We start from the raw sequence: 16,895 nt of genomic DNA on the forward strand, positions 1-16,895 counted from the left end.
CGAGGAGGAACCCGCCATGTTCCGCAGCGAGTACGCAGACGTCCCGCCCGTCGACCTGCCCATCCACGACGCGGTCCTGGCCCGGGCCGCCGAGTACGGCGACATCCCGGCCCTGATCGACGGCACGGACGGCACCACCCTCTCCTACGAGCAGGTGGACCGCTTCCACCGGCGCGTCGCCGCCGCCCTCGCCGAGGCCGGTGTCCGCAAAGGCGACGTCCTCGCCCTGCACAGCCCCAACACCATCGCCTTCCCGACCGCCTTCTACGCGGCCACGCGCGCGGGTGCCACCGTCACGACCGTGCACCCGCTCGCCACCGCCGAGGAGTTCGCCAAGCAGCTGCGGGACTCGGCGGCCCGGTGGATCGTCACCGTGTCACCGCTGCTGGACGTCGCCCGCCGGGCCGCCGAACTGGCGGGCGGGGTAGGCGAGATCTTCGTGTGCGACAGCGCGAGCGGCCACCTCTCCCTGATCGACATGCTGGCCTCGGCGGCCCCCGAACCGCAGATCACCATCGACCCCGCCGAGGACGTCGCCGCCCTGCCGTACTCCTCCGGGACCACCGGCACCCCCAAGGGCGTGATGCTCACGCACCGGCAGATCGCCACCAACCTCGCCCAGCTCCACCCGGCGATCCCCGCCGGCCCGGGCGACCGCGTCCTGGCGGTGCTGCCCTTCTTCCACATCTACGGCCTCACCGCCCTGATGAACGCGCCCCTGCGGCAGGGCGCCACCGTCGTCGTCCTGCCCCGCTTCGACCTGGAGCAGTTCCTGGCGGCCGTCCAGAACCACCGCATCACCGCCCTGTACGTGGCGCCGCCGATCGTCCTCGCCCTCGCCAAGCACCCGGCCGTCGCCCAGTACGACCTGTCGTCCCTGCGGTACATCATCAGCGCCGCCGCACCCCTGGACGCCCGGCTCGCCGCCGCCTGCTCCCGGCGGCTCGGCCTGCCGCCCGTCGGCCAGGCCTACGGCATGACGGAACTGTCACCCGGCACGCACGTCGTCCCCCTGGACGCCATGAACGACGCCCCGCCCGGAACCGTCGGCAAACTCGTCGCCGGCACCGAGATGCGCATCGTCTCCCTCGACGACCCCGGCAAGGACCTCCCCGCCGGCGCATCCGGCGAGATCCTCATCCGCGGACCCCAGATCATGAAGGGCTACCTCGGCCGCCCCGACGCCACCACCGCCATGATCGACCCCGACGGCTGGCTGCACACCGGCGACGTGGGGCATGTGGACGACGAGGGCTGGCTGTTCGTCGTCGACCGCGTCAAGGAACTCATCAAATACAAAAGCTTCCAGGTGGCCCCCGCCGAACTGGAGGCCCTGCTCCTCACCCATCCCGGCATCGCCGACGCCGCCGTCATCGGCCGGTACGACGACGACGGCAACGAGGCCCCGCACGCCTACGTGGTCCGCCAGCCGTCCGCCGCCGGTCTCACCGAGGCCGAGATCATGATGTACGTCGCCGAACGCGTCGCCCCCTACAAGCGGATACGCCACGTCACCTTCGTCGTCGGCGTCCCCCGCGCGGCCTCGGGCAAGATCCTCCGCCGACAGCTCAGGGAGAGCGCATGACGCCGATCGCCCGCACCCGCGCGCGTGCCGTGGAAACCCTGACCCTCGACTCACCGCACAACCGCAACGCCCTCTCGGCGGCCCTGGTCGGCGACCTGGCCGACGCGCTCACCGACGCCGGCGAGGACCCCGGCGTCCGTGCGATCGTCCTGACCCACACCGGCAACACCTTCAGCGCCGGCGCCGACCTCAGGGACCCGCCCCGCCCCGAGGCCCTGGTCGCCCTGCTGCGCCAGATCGTCGAGCTGCCCAAACCGGTCGTCGCCCGGGTCACCGGCCACGTCCGCGCGGGCGGCCTCGGCCTCCTGGCCGCCTGCGACATCGCCGCCGCCGCCACCGGCGCCACCTTCGCCTTCACCGAGGTCCGCATCGGAGTCGCCCCCGCGGTCATCTCCCTGCCGCTCCTGCCCCGCACCGACCCGCGCGCACTGGCCCGCTACTACCTCACCGGCGAACGCTTCGAAGCCCCGGAGGCGGTGGCAACGGGCCTGATCACGACCTGTGACAGCGATGTCGACACGGCCCTCGAACCCATCCTCGACGGTCTGCGCCGCTCCGCCCCCGACGCCCTGGCCGAGACGAAACGGCTGCTCACGGCTAGGGTGCTGGAAGCCTTCGACCGGGACGCGGACGCCCTGACCGCGCTCTCGGCCCGGCTCTTCTCCTCCCCGCAGGCCCGCGAGGGGATGACGGCCTTCCTCGAACGACGGGATCCGGCATGGGTGGTGTGAGCACGGCCGACCGTGCGGAGAGAGTCCCCAAGCAGGACCGCAGCCGGGCCACCCGGCAGCGGCTCCTCGAAGCGGCCGTGTCCTGCCTCGCCGAACACGGCTGGGCGGGCTCCACCGTCTCCGTCGTCGCCGAGCGCGCCGGTGTCTCCCGCGGCGCCGCCCAGCACCACTTCCCGACCCGCGAGGACCTCTTCACGGCGGCCGTCGAATACGTCGCCGAGGAACGCTCCACGGCCCTGCGCGCCCTGTTCCCCGAGGGCGCGGCAGGTGACCGTCACGCCGTCGTGGCCGCCCTGGTCGACCTCTACACGGGGCCGTTGTTCCGCGCCGCCCTCCACCTCTGGGTCGCCGCCTCCAACGAGGAGCAGCTGCGGCCCCGCGTCACCGAGCTCGAATCCCGCGTCGGCCGCGAGACCCACCGCATAGCCGTCGACCTCCTCGCCGCCGACGAAACCGTCCCCGGCGTCCGCGAAACGGTCCAGGGCCTCCTCGACATGGCCCGCGGCCTGGGCCTGGCCAACCTCCTCACGGATGACGCGGCCCGCCGGGAGCGGGTGGTGGCCCAGTGGGCGGGGCTGCTGGAGGAGACGCTGGGCTGACCATGGGTGACCGGTTCCAGACGATCGTCGACCTCGACGCCGGCCCGGCGGACGCCGAAGCCCTGGCGCACCGGGTCGTGGAGTGGCTCGTGGCGGAGGGCGTCGTCCTCGCCGACCGCACGAACTGCGTCCTCGGGCAGCCGCTCGGCCATCCCCCCGGCCCCTCTTGGGAACGGGCCGTGACCGACGACTGGGACCACGAGCCCTGGGACGGCCTCGCCGTCCACACCGGCCGTACGGGCTTCACCAGCGGCGCGGACATGCCGGGGGCGGCCGTCTGCCCTCACTGCCGGTCGGTCACCGCCCTGGACGACGACGTGTGGCCGCGGTTCAGCACCGCGATGCAGACGTGGCGCGAGACGGGCAACGCGTCCCTCCCCTGCCCCACCTGCGCGGGAACCGTCCCCGTGCCGGAGTGGGGCTGGGACGAGTGCCCTCTGGCCTTCGGTCACCTCGGGTTCGAGTTCTGGAACTGGCCGGACCTCACCGAGGATTTCCGAACGCGCCTGGCCGCCCTGCTCGGCGGCCACCGCACGGCGTACGTGTCGGGCGCGTTCTGAGCCCCGGCCTCACGGACTGAGCCGCTCCACCCGCCAGCTTCCGTCGGCCTGCTCCACGTACCGCAACCGGTCGTGCAGCCGGTTCTCGCGGCCCTGCCAGAACTCCACCGTCTGCGGGGCCACCCGGAAGCCGCCCCAGTGCGGGGGCACCGGCACCTGCTCGCCCTCCGGGTAGCGCGCGGCCAGCTCCGCGTACGCGCCGTCGATGTCGGCCCGGGTGGAGATCACCGAGGACTGGGCGCTGGCCCACGCGCCCAGCTGCGAGCCGTGCGGGCGGGTGCGGAAGTACGCCGCCGTCTCGTCCCGGCCGGTGCGCCGGGCGATCCCGCTCACGATGACCTGCCGGGCCATGGGGTGCCAGGGGAACAGCAGCGAGGCGAAAGGGTTCTCCGCCAGGTCACGGGCCTTGCGGGACTCGTAGTTGGTGTAGAAGACGAAGCCCTGCTCGTCGAAGTGCTTCAGCAGCACCGTGCGGGAACTCGTCCGCCCCTCGGCGTCGGCCGTCGAGACGATCATGGCGTTCGGCTCGAACAGCCCGCCGTCCGTCGCGGCCTGCTTGAACCAGCGCGCGAACTGCTCGACGGGCGTGGCGGCGAGCTCGGTCTCGGAGAGCCCCTCGGCCCGGTACTGCTTGCGCATCGAGGCCAGATCGAAGGGGACGTCGTCGCGGTCGGTCACCCGGTCATCTTGCCGTACGGACGGTGTCCTTCGTCACTAGGTGGCACTGAGTGCCGTGACCCCTCCCCAACGATGGCACTCGGAGATATCGTTTCGGTGCCGTTCCGGTTGGGTGACCGCAGACCGGACGGGGCATCACAGGGGCAGCCGGCCAGGACCGCGAGTCGCCGTACGACCGTGGATCCACCGGACGGCCGCCCGCTGCGCAAGCCGACTGACACATGGTTCGTACGTCCCACCCCACAACACACCATCTGTCACTTCCACCACGAGGAGCCGCCTGATGTCCGACTTCGTACCCGGACTCGAAGGAGTCGTCGCGTTCGAGACGGAGATCGCCGAACCGGATAAGGAGGGCGGCGCACTCCGTTATCGGGGCGTCGACATCGAGGACCTCGTCGGCCACGTCTCGTTCGGCAACGTCTGGGGCCTGCTCGTCGACGGTGCCTTCAACCCCGGTCTGCCGCCGGCCGAGCCCTTCCCCATCCCCGTGCACTCCGGCGACATCCGCGTGGACGTCCAGTCCGCCCTCGCCATGCTCGCGCCTGTGTGGGGCCTCAAACCCCTCCTCGACATCGACGCCGAGGAGGCCCGCGAGGACCTGGCCCGCGCGGCCGTCATGGCCCTGTCCTACGTCGCCCAGTCCGCCCGCGGGCAGGGCCTGCCGATGGTTCCGCAGCGGGAGATCGACAAGGCGCAGTCCGTCGTCGAACGCTTCATGATCCGCTGGCGGGGCGAGCCGGACCCCAAGCACGTGGCGGCGGTGGACGCGTACTGGACCAGCGCCGCGGAGCACGGCATGAACGCGTCCACGTTCACGGCCCGAGTGATCGCCTCGACCGGCGCGGACGTCGCGGCGGCGCTCTCCGGCGCGGTGGGCGCGATGTCCGGCCCGCTGCACGGCGGCGCCCCCTCCCGCGTCCTCGGCATGATCGAGGAGATCGAACGCACGGGCGACGCGGAGGCCTACGTCAAGAACGCGCTCGACAAGGGCGAACGCCTCATGGGCTTCGGCCACCGCGTCTACCGCGCCGAGGACCCGAGGGCGAGGGTCCTGCGCCGCACGGCCCGCGAGCTGGGGGCGCCGCGCTTCGAGGTCGCCGAGGCCCTGGAGAAGGCGGCCCTCGCGGAACTCCACGCCCGCCGGCCCGACCGCGTCCTCGCCACCAACGTCGAGTTCTGGGCGGCCATCGTCCTGGACTTCGCCGAGGTCCCGGCGCACATGTTCACGTCCATGTTCACCTGCGCCCGCACGGCCGGCTGGTCCGCCCACATCCTGGAGCAGAAGCGCACGGGCCGCCTGGTCCGCCCCTCGGCCCGCTACATCGGCCCGGGCACCCGCGACCCCCACGACATCGAGGGCTACGGCGACATCGCCCACTGACCCACCCCACCCACGGCCTCACCCACCCCCGGGTGAGGCCGTCCGCATACCCGGCCCCCGGAGCCGGTCCAGCTCCTCCCCGACGGCCTCCCGCAGCGAACCGTGCCGGTCCCCGAGCGCGTACTGCTCATCGCCCCACATCTCCCGCGGGTAGAGCCACACGGGCCGCTGCACGAGCTCTGCGGGCTCCCAGTCGTACCGCGGCCACACATGCGCGTGCAGAAACCCGTCGGCGTTCCCGAGGATCTCCAGATTGACCCGCCGAAACCCGGTCTCCACCCGCCGGCAGGCCCGCTCGACGGCTTCCCCGAGCCGGTCCATGTCGGCCAGGAACGCCAGCCGCCCGCTCCGTGGCAGCTCGGACAACCGCTGCACCGCCGGATCATCGGTCAGCAGCACCGAGTAGCCGGGCAGGAACTGCACGTCCCCGATCACCGCGAACCCGGACTCCAGCCGCCGCATCACCGCCGGGTTCTCACCCCGCAGGGCGCTTCCGATCCGGTCGTCGCGCCACGCACCCACGGTCATCGCCCCCGGAAAGACGCCGGAAAACGCAGACGACCCGCGAGTCTGGTTCCTCCTGGGGAGGAGCCGGCCGGACGTACCGGCGACTCGCGGGTCGGGTGACTGCCTGAGATTGGGCCGGCTGCACGTGTGCTCACGCGCCGGCTCGGCACCGCACTGAGTGTGGTGACGGGCCGCTAGCCCGCAGCCACCTCTTCCGTCCGGTATCCATACATCTGCCGAACCACCTCCCTTCTGAAGTGCTTGCAACCCTAGGAACCGTTCGGCCTCGGATCAACCGATTTTCTGAGGCGATGCTCAGCGGTTCGGTGTCCGAGGAGCAGGCCGAGGAAGCCCGGTGCACGTGCGGCGGGGAGCGGCGCCGGGTCCCCGCCGTTGATCGACCGACGTCGATGATCTGCCCGGCCGGGTGGTCTCCGGGCCGTTGACGTGGGGATTGCCGCCGTACAACGATTCCTTCAATGTTGTGGGAACTCGGTGTGCGCTGGGTCACGTTCCAGTTGAATGATTGCAAGGAGCGAACCGACGTGCCGTACGTGCGGACGCAGCCTGCAGGGGGTCCAGGTGAGTGCTTCCCGGCGTAGTGGGACCACCGACGAGCTGGGGCCGGAGGAGCCCGAGCGGGAGAACTCGGATGGTTCGGATCTGCTTGCCGCTTTGCTGGACGGCATGGACGCGGCGCTGTGCGCGTTCGACGCCGACGGAGTCGTGACGCACTGGAACCGTGAGGCCGAGCGGATCCTGGGCTGGGGCGCGGACGAGGCCGTGGGGCGACGCGGGCTGGCCGGGTGGGCCGTGCGCAGTGCGGACGCCGAGGAGGTCGAGGGGCGGCTGCTGTCGGTGATGCACGCGCCGGGGCGGCAGGTGCACGAGTTCGCGTTGCTGACGAAGGACGGCGGACGGGTGCTCGTGCGCACGCAGTCGGCGGCGGTGCGCGGGCCCGACGGCAAGCCGGCGGGGGTGTACTGCGCGTTCAGCGAGGTGCACGCGCAGATCGATCTGGAGCGCTCGATCGCGCTGAGCGAGGCCCTGTTCGAGGACGCCAGCTGGGGTGTCGTGCTGGTGGACGTCGATCTGCGGCCGGCCGTGGTGAACGCGCACGCGGCCCGCGCGCTGGGCACGGGCCGTACGTCGGTGCTGGGACGGCCGCTCGGGGAGCTGCTGTCGCACGGCGTGGAGGAGCTGGAGAGCGCGCTGCAGCACGTACTGGCGGAGGGTGCTCCGCCCGCGCCCGCCGAGGTGTGGGTGAGCGTGCGCGCCAAGGAGGGCGAGAAGCGGCGGTGCTGGCGCAGCGGCTTCCTGCGGCTGGCCTCGCCGCTCGCGGAGGAGCCGGTTCCGCTGGGTGTGGGCTGGCTGTTCCAGGACGTGACGGAGGCCAAGCAGGCCGAGCAGGAGGCGTCCCTGCTGCGCTTCCGTACGCAGCAGCTGCACCGCGCTTCGCGGGCCGCCGCCGAGTGCGAGGACCCGGCGGAGGCGGCGACGGTCCATCTGGACTTCGCCCTGGCCGGATTCGCCGACCACGGTCTGATCGACCGGATCGCCGGCGGAGCGCTCACCGACGCGGAGGCCGAGGGGCCGGTCCGGCTGGTCCGGGTCGCCGCCACCCCGTCCGGCGCGCCGGGCCCGAGCCGGCTGGCCGGTCAGGCGGGGCTGCCCGTCCGCTACGCCGAGGGGCATCCGGCCCTGCAGTGCGTGGAGCGGGTCGGATCCCTGCGGGCGAGTGCGGGCGCCGCCCGGCCCGAGGCGGCCCGCGAGTGGGCCCTGGCCCGCCAGTGGCCCCCGGACGCGGTCCACGCCCTGTGCGCGGTGCTGCGCAGCCGGGGCCGGACCCTGGGCGTCGTGACGTTCCTGCGGGGTGCCGGCCGCAGTGCCTTCGAGCGGTCCGACGCGATGTACGCGGAGGACGTGGCGGTGCGGATCGCTTCGGCGCTGGATCTGGCGGGGCTGTCGGACGAGGAGTGAGGGGCGTCGGCCCCGGGCCGGTCAGTGCCGGTAGAAGATCCGGTCGCGGTACTGCTCCATCACCCGGGCGTTCCAGTCGTGGCCGCCGTCGACGTTCCCGGAGCGCAGCAGGGGCGGCTCGATGCCGCGGTCGGCGAGGGTGGTGGCGGTCGTCGCCATGACGGCCTGGAGGAGGGCCGAGGTGACGACCGTCGAGGCGGGGGCGAAGGGGGCCGGGATGTCGTCGTGGGTCAGTTCCGCGTCGCCGACTGCGATCTTCGAGTCGAGGACGAGGTCGCAGTGGTCCTTGAGGTACGTCCCGGAGGCGTGCCGGGACTTCGTCTCCGAGGCGTAGGCCACCGAGGTCACGCCGATGACCTTGACGCCCAGGGCGCGCGCGTTCATGGCCATCTCGACGGGCAGGGCGTTGCGCCCCGACAGGGAGATGATCAGGAGGGCGTCGCCCGCGCGGAGCGGGGAGCTGTCGAGGACGGCGCTCGCGAGACCGTCGACGCGTTCCAGGGCGGAGCCGAGGGGCGCGGGCATGACGTCGACGCCGACGACACCCGGTACGGCGAGCAGGTTCATCAGGGCGAGGCCGCCGGCGCGGTAGACGAGGTCCTGCGCGGCGAGGGAGGAGTGCCCGGCGCCGAAGGCGAAGAGCCGGCCGCCGTCGGCGACGGTGTCGGCGAGGAGCGTCCCGGCCGCGGCGATGCTGTCGGCCTCCTCGTCGCGCAGCCGCCGCAGCAGGCCGATCGCGGCGTCGATGAACCGGCCGGCCGGCGCGCGGTCGCTCATACGGGGTCCCTTCAGGCTGGCCTCGCGGCTCGTGTCGCGCATCACGGTGCGGTCTGGACCAGTGCGGTGTCAATACGGCCGTGAGGGGTGTGGGCCGAGTGCCGGGAAGCGCCCGAAAGAGAAGTCCGTACCCTTGCGGACGGCCGGGTAATCCCCGGCTTTCCCTCCCGCGGCACGGTTGTCGGTGGTATCCGGCAGAATTGGGTGCAGGGCCAGCGCACACGCCGGTGAGCCGTCCAGCCTCCGGCAGATCTCATTCGAGGGGCACGTATGTCCGGACTGATCGACACCACGGAGATGTATCTCCGCACCATCCTCGAGCTGGAGGAAGAGGGTGTGGTCCCCATGCGCGCCCGTATCGCCGAGCGGCTGGACCAGAGCGGGCCGACCGTCAGCCAGACCGTGGCGCGCATGGAGCGTGACGGTCTGGTGTCCGTCGCCAGTGACCGGCATCTGGAGCTGACCGACGAGGGCCGCCGGCTGGCGACGCGTGTGATGCGCAAGCACCGCCTCGCGGAGTGTCTGCTCGTCGACGTGATCGGTCTGGAGTGGGAGCAGGTCCACGCCGAGGCGTGCCGCTGGGAGCACGTGATGAGCGAGGCCGTGGAGCGCCGCGTCCTGGAGCTGCTGCGGCACCCGACGGAGTCGCCGTACGGCAACCCGATCCCGGGTCTGGAGGAGCTCGGTGAGAAGGACGGCGCCGACCCCTTCCTGGACGAGGGCATGGTGTCGCTGGCCAGTCTCGCCCCGGGCGCCGAGGGCAAGACGGTCGTGGTGCGCCGGATCGGTGAGCCGATCCAGACGGACGCGCAGCTGATGTACACGCTGCGGCGGGCGGGCGTGCAGCCCGGCTCGGTGGTGAGCGTGACGGAGTCGGCGGGCGGGGTGCTGGTGGGCAGCGGTGGCGAGGCGGCCGAGCTGGAGTCGGACGTCGCGTCCCACGTGTTCGTCGCCAAGCCCTGACTCGGTCCGGGCGGACCCGGCCTGCTCCGGCCCGCGTCCGCGGCCCGATCCGGGCGACCGGCTTCGGTCAACTCCCGGTGCGCAGGGGGTTCTTGTGGCGTTGGCGTGATCCGGACCGCATCCGGGATCCACTCCGTCGAATGGCAGCGCTCGTACGCTTCCCGTGCGACGCTGTCGCGTGAGGCATATGACCTGAGGGGCTCTGGGCCGTGGCCCGACAGCGATGTCGCCCGGCCGGGGAGGGGGCGGGAGGATGTGCCGTGAAGACGTGGAGAGCCCCGGCGCCGTGTGGCGCCGGGGCCTGTCCTCCCCTGTGCTGACCCGGAGCCCCGAGCTCTCAGGGTCATTCCCCTCGGACCGGTTTCCCCGAGCGGTCCGCCTCCCGCTGAAGATCTCCCCGCGGCGGCGGCGATCAATCCCCGGGGGTGGTCACTCGAACGAGGGGTGTTGCCGGCGAGAACCCCGTTCTCGAATGCGCTTTCGATAGTCTGCGGGCGGCGCACGGCACACTTGCACCGACAGGTACGGCAACCAGCACGGCAGAGGCATCAGAAGGCAGAACACGGTTCACAGGACCGGCCGGCTCAGACAGCCGCGGTCCGCGCGAAGCTTGGGGGGTGCCAGACATGGCGCGACGCATCGACGTGACCGGGACGGGCGGCGTACGCCTGGCGGCCTGGGAGTTCGGGGACCCGCCCAAGACCGATCCGGCGCAGGACGGGCAGGGGGCGCACGACGGGCACACCGCGCCGGATGACTCCCCGGGCGTGCTGTTACTGCACGGCCTCATGGGCCGCGCCTCGCACTGGGCGTACACCGCCCGCTGGCTCTCCGCGCGCTACCGCGCGGTCGCCCTCGACCAGCGCGGCCACGGCCGCAGCGACAAACCCCCGCGGGGCTCCTTCACGCGTGACGCCTACGTCGACGACGCCGAGGCCGCTCTGGAGCAGCTCGGCCTCGCCCCGGTCGTCCTCATCGGCCACGCCATGGGCGCCCTGACCGCCTGGCAGCTCGCCGCCAGGCGTCCCGACCTGGTCCGCGGCCTGATCATCTGCGACATGCGGGCCTCCGCGCTGGGCGCCGCCTCGCAGCGCGAGTGGGACCAGTGGTTCAAGGCCTGGCCGCTGCCGTTCGCCACGCTCGCGGATGTCCGCAAGTGGTTCGGCGAGGACGACCCCTGGGTGGAGCGGCCCAATCCGGCCCGTGGCGAGTTCTACGCCGAGGTGATGGCCGAGTCCCCGGACGGCTGGCGTCCGGTCTTCGAGCCGGAGCAGATGCTCCGCTCCCGCGAGACGTGGGTGTACGACGCGCACTGGGAGGAGCTGACCCAGGTCCGCTGCCCCGCCCTGGTCGTGCGCGGCCTGGACGGCGAGCTGGGCCGCGCCGAGGCCCAGGAGATGGTCCGGGTCCTGCCTCGCGGCCAGTACGCGGAGGTCGCCGACGCCGGCCACCTGGTCCACTACGACCAGCCGGAAGCCTGGCGCGCCGCGATCGAGCCGTTCCTGGACTCGCTGGGCGACGACTGACGGCAGTCCTCCCGCCGGGCGCGTCACTCGTTGCTGCCAGCGGGCCTCCGGCGCCCACCCCTGGTCGATGTCCGGCGTGGCGGCGGCGCGTTCCTCCTCTTCGACGGCAGTCCTCGGCCGGGGCGCGTCACCCGTTGCTGCCGGCCGGCAGGCCGCTGGTGCCCCACCCCCGGTCGGGGGTCGGCGGAGCGGCGGCCGCCCGTCATCCCTTGCTGACCGCCGCCAGGATCTCCGGCAGGCGCCGGGCCGTCTGCGGAGCGGCCAGTTTCAGCCCTGCCGCCGCGAGCGCCGCCCCGTACGCCGTGCCCACCGGCAGCAGCAGCCACGTCCAGGCGTCGCCGTCGGCGCTCACGTTCAGCCAGATCGTGAGCGCGATGACGGGCGCGCACAGCAGGGCGGCCGCCATCATCCCGCCGAAGATGGAGATCCAGGCGAGCCCGGTCTGCCCGGGGGCGACGTTCTTGTAGCCCTCCTGCGGGATGGAGTAGGGGAAGCGGGCGGACGTCCACGCCCCGGTCGCGAGCATCGCGCCGAGCAGCGCGAAGGACAGGCCCAGTGCCTCGGGCAGCCGCCGCCAGTCGCCGAGCACGGCCGTCGTCAGGACCGTCACGAGCGTGGCGTAGGGCAGCGTGATCAGCAGCAGGGCGTACGCCCGGGCGCGCAGTTCGACGTAGGCGTCACGCGTCGAGGAGATCGTCATCGCGACGATCCAGAACGCCGAGGTGTCCTGTCCGAACTGGTTGTACATCTGGATGCCGAGCATCCCGGCGGCGAAGCACGCGAAGTACACCGACCCGGTGCCCTGCCAGGCGTTGAACACCGGCACGATCAGCCCGATGGCCAGCGACGTCACCCAGGCGGTCTTGATCTTCGGGTCGCGCCACACGTACCGCAGGCTGCGCTCCATGACCGTGCCCGTACGGCTGGGGGCACCTCCCGGGCCTTCGGCACGGGGGAAGGGCAGCAGCCGCCCCAGCCCGGTCGACGACCGCTCCTTGGCGGCCGACTCGGCGCCCGGCAGGGTGGAGCCGTCGGGCGAGGTCATCAGCCGGGTCAGATGCCGTGACCAGAGCGCGAGCAGCGCCACCAGCGCCCCCGCGGTCAGCGCCAGTTGCGCGGCGGCGAGACCGTACGAGCCCTCACCCACCGCGTGCACGGCTCCGATCGCCGAGGCCGGCGGCACCCACCGCAGGATCCCGGCCGCCGGGTCGAGTTCGCCCAGCCCCGACGCCCCGATGCGCTGCGCGCCGAAGTTGACGATCTGCGCCCCGATCGCGATGACGAGCCCGCTGAGCACCGCGAGGTCCCGGCCCTTGCGGCTGGTCAGCAGCCGGACGTTCGCGGCGGCGACGGCCCGCGCGAGCGCCACGCACACCAGCAGCGCGAGCACGACGGCGACGGCACCCACGGCGAACGCCGCCCCGCCCCGCGCGACCGCGATCACCGAGCCGGCCAGCAGGCACAGCGTGAACAGCGGCCCGATGCCCACCAGCGAGGCCGTGAGCAGTGCCCGCACCAGCGGCCGGGGCCGCAGCGGCAGCATCACCAGCCGGGTCGGATCGAGGGTCTCGTCACCGCTGGGGAAGAACAGCGGCATCACCGCCCACCCGAGCCCCAGCACCGCCACCGCCAGCACGACCACCGACTCGGCGTGCGCGTGGCCGCGCAGCGCGATCAGGCCGATCAGCTGGAGCGCGGCGAACAGCAGGGCGAAGACGGCCGAGGTGATGTAGGCGGCTTTCCGCCCGCCGGACCGTCGCAGCCCGTTGCGCAGCAGCGACAGCTTCAGCCGTACGAAGACGGGGGTGATCGCGTCGGCGCTCACCGGGCCGAGCCGCCCAGCCAGTCGAGATCGGACCCCGCGTCCCGGCTCTGCGCGCCGACGAGTTCGAGGAAGGCCCGCTGCAACGAGGGCGCGTCCCCGCGCACCTCGGCGAGCGTGCCGGTGGCGCGGATCCGCCCGGCGGCCATGACGGCGACCCAGTCGCACAGCGACTCGACGAGCTCCATGACGTGGGAAGAGAACACGACCGTGGCGCCCGAGGCCGTGTACCGCTCCAGGACGCCCCGGATGGTCTGCGCGGAGACGGGGTCGACTCCCTCGAACGGCTCGTCCAGGAACAGCACTTCGGGATTGTGGAGGAGAGCGGCGGCGAGCCCGATCTTCTTGCGCATGCCGGTCGAGTAGTCGACGACCAGCTTGTGCTGGGCCCCGGCCAGATCGAGGACGTCGAGGAGCTGCGTGGCCCGCTTGTCGACCTCGGCACCGGGCAGTCCCCGCAACCGCCCGGAGTACGCCAGCAGTTCCCGGCCGGAGAGCCGCTCGAAGAGCCGCAGTCCCTCCGGCAGCACCCCGATCCGCGCCTTCACCTCGACGGGGTCCTGCCACACGTCGTGCCCGACCACCTCGACGGTCCCGTGATCGGGCCTGAGCAGCCCGGTGACCATCGACAAGGTGGTGGTCTTCCCGGCCCCGTTCGGTCCGACGAGCCCGATGAACTTGCCCGCGGGCAAGTCGAGATCGATCCCGGCGACAGCGACCTGCTGCCCGAACCGCTTCCAGAGCCCCCGCACCCGCACTGCGCTGGATCCCACCGCGCCTCCCTCCGTCACCTCGCACCCTACGGTTTCGGTGCCCAGGGGCGCGGGGAACTGCGCGATCAGCCAGACCCGACCCGCAGCCGCCGGCAAGGAGGGACCAGGCAGACGATCAGGCGCTACCGGTCCCGCCCACACGCATAGGCCAACGGCGAGATCAACTCCTCCGCATCCGGCAGCCACCGATTCGCCGGGGTCGGCCGGCAGGCCCACTGCACAGCCCCGCGGGACCCGAACCGCGTGGGCGGCGCGGCCACGTACGCCCCCTCACCCAGCACCGTCAGATCCAGCGACGACACCGACCACCCCAGCTTCCGCACCAGGTCGGGCACCTTCACCCCGGCCCCCGGAAGCACGAAGAACTCCATCCGCCGGTCCGGCGTGAGCGTCACCGGCCCGAGCGTCAGCTCCATCCGCTCCATGCGTGCGAGCGCCAGGAACCCGGCGGTCTCCGGCACGGAGATCGCGTCGAACGTCCGCCCCGTCGGCAGCAGGATCGACGCGGTCGGCTGCTTCTGCCACATCCGCCGCGCGACCGTCGCACTGCCCGTCGCCTGCGTCGCCCAGTCCGGGCGCGCCGGGTGCGACCCGGGCGCCGGACACGCCGCGTCACCGCAGGAGCAGCGCTGACTGCCGTCGACGGCTTCCAGCCAGGTGCCGGGGAACACGTCCCAGTGGCGCTCCTCGGCGTAGCGAACAGCGGTCTCCAGCAGCGATTCCCCGCGCTGCTTCGGGATCTGAGCGGCTTCGGTGCCGGCGATCGTCTCTTCCACGATGAACACAACTCTGGTCGTCACCAGGGGTTACGCCCACCCGTGTGCGCGGGGGAGAGCATCGCCCCTGTTCGCGGGGCGCATGGGTGCATGTGCGGGGGCGCGCAGGAGGAACGGTGGCCGGAGCTGGGTAGCCAGGTGGGGGGCCGGCAACTGCCGTTACCCCGGCATTCCTCACATGCCTCGCATTTTCGCCTGATCGGCGGGGCATTGATCTTCACGGCCGGATCTTTTCGCCGGGACGTGAGGGGTTCGGCCGCGGAAGACACGTCAAATCGGTGCGTGGGCAGGCACCGCAGCCTCAGGGGGTACGCCATGGCCGCAAGGCCGCTCGTCGCCCGGCAGCCGAACGAACGGTTGCAGGCGCTCATCCAGGAAGCCGGATGCTCCAACGCCGGCCTGGCCCGCCGGGTCAACATGTGCGGTGCCGAGCACGGCCTCGACCTGCGCTACGACAAGACGTCGGTGGCGCGCTGGCTGCGCGGACAGCAGCCGCGGGGCCGGGCCCCGGCGATCATCGCCGAGGCGCTGGGCCGCAAACTCGGCCGTACGGTCACGATCGACGAGATCGGCATGGCCAACGGCAAGAACCTCGCCTCGGGCGTCGGCCTCCAGTTCTCGCCGACGGTACTGGGGGCCATCGAGCAGGTCTGCGAGCTGTGGCGCAGTGACGTGGGGCGGCGGGACTTCCTGTCCGGGTCCTCCGTCGCGGCGTCCGCGCTGGTCGAGCCCAGTCGCGACTGGCTCATCTCCGCGCCCGACCCGCAGGTCTCGCGCTCGGCGGGGCCGCGGGTGGGGCAGTCCGACGTGCAGGCGGTCCAGGCCATGACCCAGGCGCTGGTGGATCTCGACCACCAGTACGGCAGCGGGCATGTGCGGCCGGTCGTCGTGCACTACCTCAACAGCGTGGTCTCGGGACTGCTGGCCGGGTCGTACCGGGAGGCGGTCGGGCGGGACCTGTTCGCCGCGGTGGCCCGGCTGACGGAGCTCGCCGGGTACATGGCCGTCGACACCGGCCAGCCCGGTCTGGCCCAGCGCTACTACATCCAGGCCCTGCGGCTGGCGCAGGCCGCCGGGGACCGCGGCTACGGCGGGTACGTCCTCGCGGCGTCCATGAGCCATCTCGCCGCTCAGCTCGGAAACCCGCGGGAGATCGCGCAGTTGGCCCGGGCGGCGCAGGAGGGGGCGCGGGGGCGCGTGTCACCGCGGGCGGAGTCGATGTTCCTGGCGGCGGAGGCGCGCGGGCACGCCCTCATGGGCGACGTGCGCGCCGCCCAGTCCTCGGCGGGGCGCGCGGTCAGCGCCCTGGAGGCGGCCGACCCGGCGGCCGGGGACGACCCGGTGTGGATCGCGCACTTCGACGAGGCCTATCTCGCCGACGAGTTGGCCCACTGCCACCGGGACCTGGGGCAGGCCGAGGCGGCGGCCCGGTGCGCGCAGGAGTCGCTGGCCGGACATCCCCGGTCGCGGGCGCGCCGCCGGGCCATCGGCTATGTGCTGTTGGCCACGGCGCAGGTGCAGCAGCGGGAGATCGAAGAGGCGTGCAACACCGGTATGAAGGCCGTGGAGTTGCTGGAGGGGCTGCGCTCCAACCGGGGCGCCGAGTACCTGGAGGACTTCCAGCAGCGGCTGGAGCCGTACCGGGACGAGGCGGTGGTAAGGGAGTTCGGGGCACGGCTCGACCTGCAGGCGGCCGCATGAACACAGGGTCTGCGGATGCGTGAACATGCGGCGAACGGCTGCCGGGAGCGAGGGAGGTGACGTGGGCGACGTGCCGTGAGCCGCCGGTGTTACCGCGCTCACAGGGCCGGCGGTCGGGCTCCGTGCTGCGTGGCACGGGGCTCTGGGGACCCGGTAGCGTGACCCGACGATTCACAAGGTCCCCCATTAGTAGGAGTCCCGGTGACGCAGAGTGGACAGGGCGAGGAGCCCTCGGCGCGCCCCGCGCGCGAAGGCATCGTGCTGCCCTCCGACGGTGGCGAACCCCTGCTTCCGGGCATGACGGGCGGACCGGGTGACGCCCCGGGCCGCCGGCCCGTCCCGCCCACGGCGGGCGGGCCGCAGGCCTCGGCTCCCGCGGAGGGCCAGACCTGGGGCCAGCCGTGGGGCCCCGGCCAGGAGCAGACGCCGCCCCCGCCGCCGGGCCAGTCCTGGCAGTCCCCGCCCCAGCAGTGGAGCGCGCCGGAGCCGCCCGCGTGGGACGCGCAGGCCCCGGGCGCACTCCCGCCGGAGGG

The 16,895-nt window shown here is 72.7% G+C and carries 15 protein-coding genes and 1 pseudogene; 10 read left to right on the forward strand and 6 right to left on the reverse strand.

What is annotated here, in order from left to right; genetic code table 11:
- The first annotated feature begins 16 nt into the window (after positions 1–16).
- From GTY56_RS38560 to GTY56_RS38575, 4 genes are read left to right on the forward strand one after another with little or no spacing between them, the layout of a single operon-like run.
- Positions 17–1,585, forward strand: a complete 1,569-nt coding sequence (locus GTY56_RS38560; RefSeq protein WP_161369909.1) for a 4-coumarate--CoA ligase family protein — start codon at positions 17–19, stop codon at positions 1,583–1,585.
- Entirely contained in the window at positions 1,582–2,316 is a 735-nt protein-coding gene (locus GTY56_RS38565) for an enoyl-CoA hydratase family protein (protein WP_161369910.1), read from the forward strand. Before GTY56_RS38560 ends, GTY56_RS38565 begins: the two co-directional genes overlap by 4 nt.
- Positions 2,304–2,915 carry a TetR/AcrR family transcriptional regulator gene (locus GTY56_RS38570; protein WP_033312184.1) on the forward strand — a complete coding sequence of 204 codons (612 nt, stop codon included), beginning with the start codon at positions 2,304–2,306 and terminating at the stop codon, positions 2,913–2,915. The genes GTY56_RS38565 and GTY56_RS38570 overlap by 13 nt, the downstream gene beginning before the upstream one ends.
- A 2-nt stretch (positions 2,916–2,917) precedes the next feature.
- Positions 2,918–3,475 carry a hypothetical protein gene (locus GTY56_RS38575; RefSeq protein ID WP_161369911.1) on the forward strand — a complete coding sequence of 186 codons (558 nt, stop codon included), beginning with the start codon at positions 2,918–2,920 and terminating at the stop codon, positions 3,473–3,475.
- Between the two features lie 9 nt (positions 3,476–3,484).
- Here the strand turns inward: GTY56_RS38575 and pdxH are convergent, their stop codons facing one another.
- Entirely contained in the window at positions 3,485–4,153 is a 669-nt protein-coding gene (gene pdxH / locus GTY56_RS38580) for a pyridoxamine 5'-phosphate oxidase (protein ID WP_161369912.1), read from the reverse strand.
- Positions 4,154–4,436: 283 nt separating this feature from the next.
- Between pdxH and GTY56_RS38585 the strand changes: the two genes are divergently transcribed.
- Positions 4,437–5,537: a citrate synthase 2 gene (locus GTY56_RS38585; RefSeq protein ID WP_033312181.1), complete on the forward strand. Its 1,101-nt coding sequence runs from the start codon at positions 4,437–4,439 to the stop codon at positions 5,535–5,537.
- Between the two features lie 18 nt (positions 5,538–5,555).
- Here GTY56_RS38585 and GTY56_RS38590 read toward each other — a convergent pair whose 3' ends face one another.
- Positions 5,556–6,065, reverse strand: a complete 510-nt coding sequence (locus GTY56_RS38590; protein WP_161369913.1) for an HIT family protein — start codon at positions 6,063–6,065, stop codon at positions 5,556–5,558.
- Positions 6,066–6,566: 501 nt separating this feature from the next.
- Between GTY56_RS38590 and GTY56_RS38595 the strand changes: the two genes are divergently transcribed.
- Positions 6,567–8,024 (forward strand): PAS domain-containing protein, encoded by a 1,458-nt coding sequence (locus GTY56_RS38595; protein WP_161369914.1) that lies wholly within the window; start codon positions 6,567–6,569, stop codon positions 8,022–8,024.
- A 21-nt stretch (positions 8,025–8,045) separates the two neighbouring features.
- Here the strand turns inward: GTY56_RS38595 and GTY56_RS38600 are convergent, their stop codons facing one another.
- Entirely contained in the window at positions 8,046–8,801 is a 756-nt protein-coding gene (locus tag GTY56_RS38600; protein ID WP_161369915.1) for an SIS domain-containing protein, read from the reverse strand.
- Between the two features lie 270 nt (positions 8,802–9,071).
- Between GTY56_RS38600 and GTY56_RS38605 the strand changes: the two genes are divergently transcribed.
- Positions 9,072–9,764, forward strand: a complete 693-nt coding sequence (locus GTY56_RS38605; RefSeq protein WP_020276329.1) for an iron-dependent transcriptional repressor DtxR — start codon at positions 9,072–9,074, stop codon at positions 9,762–9,764.
- Positions 9,765–10,390: 626 nt separating this feature from the next.
- Positions 10,391–11,290, forward strand: coding sequence for an alpha/beta fold hydrolase (locus GTY56_RS38610; protein ID WP_161369916.1), 900 nt, complete (start codon positions 10,391–10,393; stop codon positions 11,288–11,290).
- Positions 11,291–11,492: 202 nt separating this feature from the next.
- Here the strand turns inward: GTY56_RS38610 and GTY56_RS38615 are convergent, their stop codons facing one another.
- The 3 genes from GTY56_RS38615 to GTY56_RS38625 form a co-directional block, all read right to left on the reverse strand.
- Entirely contained in the window at positions 11,493–13,115 is a 1,623-nt protein-coding gene (locus tag GTY56_RS38615) for a transporter (protein WP_161369917.1), read from the reverse strand.
- Positions 13,112–13,903, reverse strand: a complete 792-nt coding sequence (locus GTY56_RS38620) for an ATP-binding cassette domain-containing protein (RefSeq protein WP_161369918.1) — start codon at positions 13,901–13,903, stop codon at positions 13,112–13,114. The genes GTY56_RS38615 and GTY56_RS38620 overlap by 4 nt, the downstream gene beginning before the upstream one ends.
- 104 nt (positions 13,904–14,007) lie before the next feature.
- Complete coding sequence (locus GTY56_RS38625) at positions 14,008–14,670, reverse strand: bifunctional DNA primase/polymerase (protein ID WP_097217294.1); 663 nt, start codon at positions 14,668–14,670, stop codon at positions 14,008–14,010.
- A gap of 306 nt (positions 14,671–14,976) precedes the next feature.
- Between GTY56_RS38625 and GTY56_RS38630 the strand changes: the two genes are divergently transcribed.
- Positions 14,977–16,362: an NsdA family TPR-like regulatory protein gene (locus tag GTY56_RS38630; RefSeq protein WP_161369919.1), complete on the forward strand. Its 1,386-nt coding sequence runs from the start codon at positions 14,977–14,979 to the stop codon at positions 16,360–16,362.
- A gap of 201 nt (positions 16,363–16,563) precedes the next feature.
- Positions 16,564–16,895, forward strand: a pseudogene (locus tag GTY56_RS38635) (hypothetical protein); the annotation flags it as partial.

Origin of the sequence: Streptomyces sp. SID5643 (genome assembly GCF_009872555.1) — a bacterium.
GTDB classification, from domain to species: domain Bacteria; phylum Actinomycetota; class Actinomycetes; order Streptomycetales; family Streptomycetaceae; genus Streptomyces; species Streptomyces iakyrus.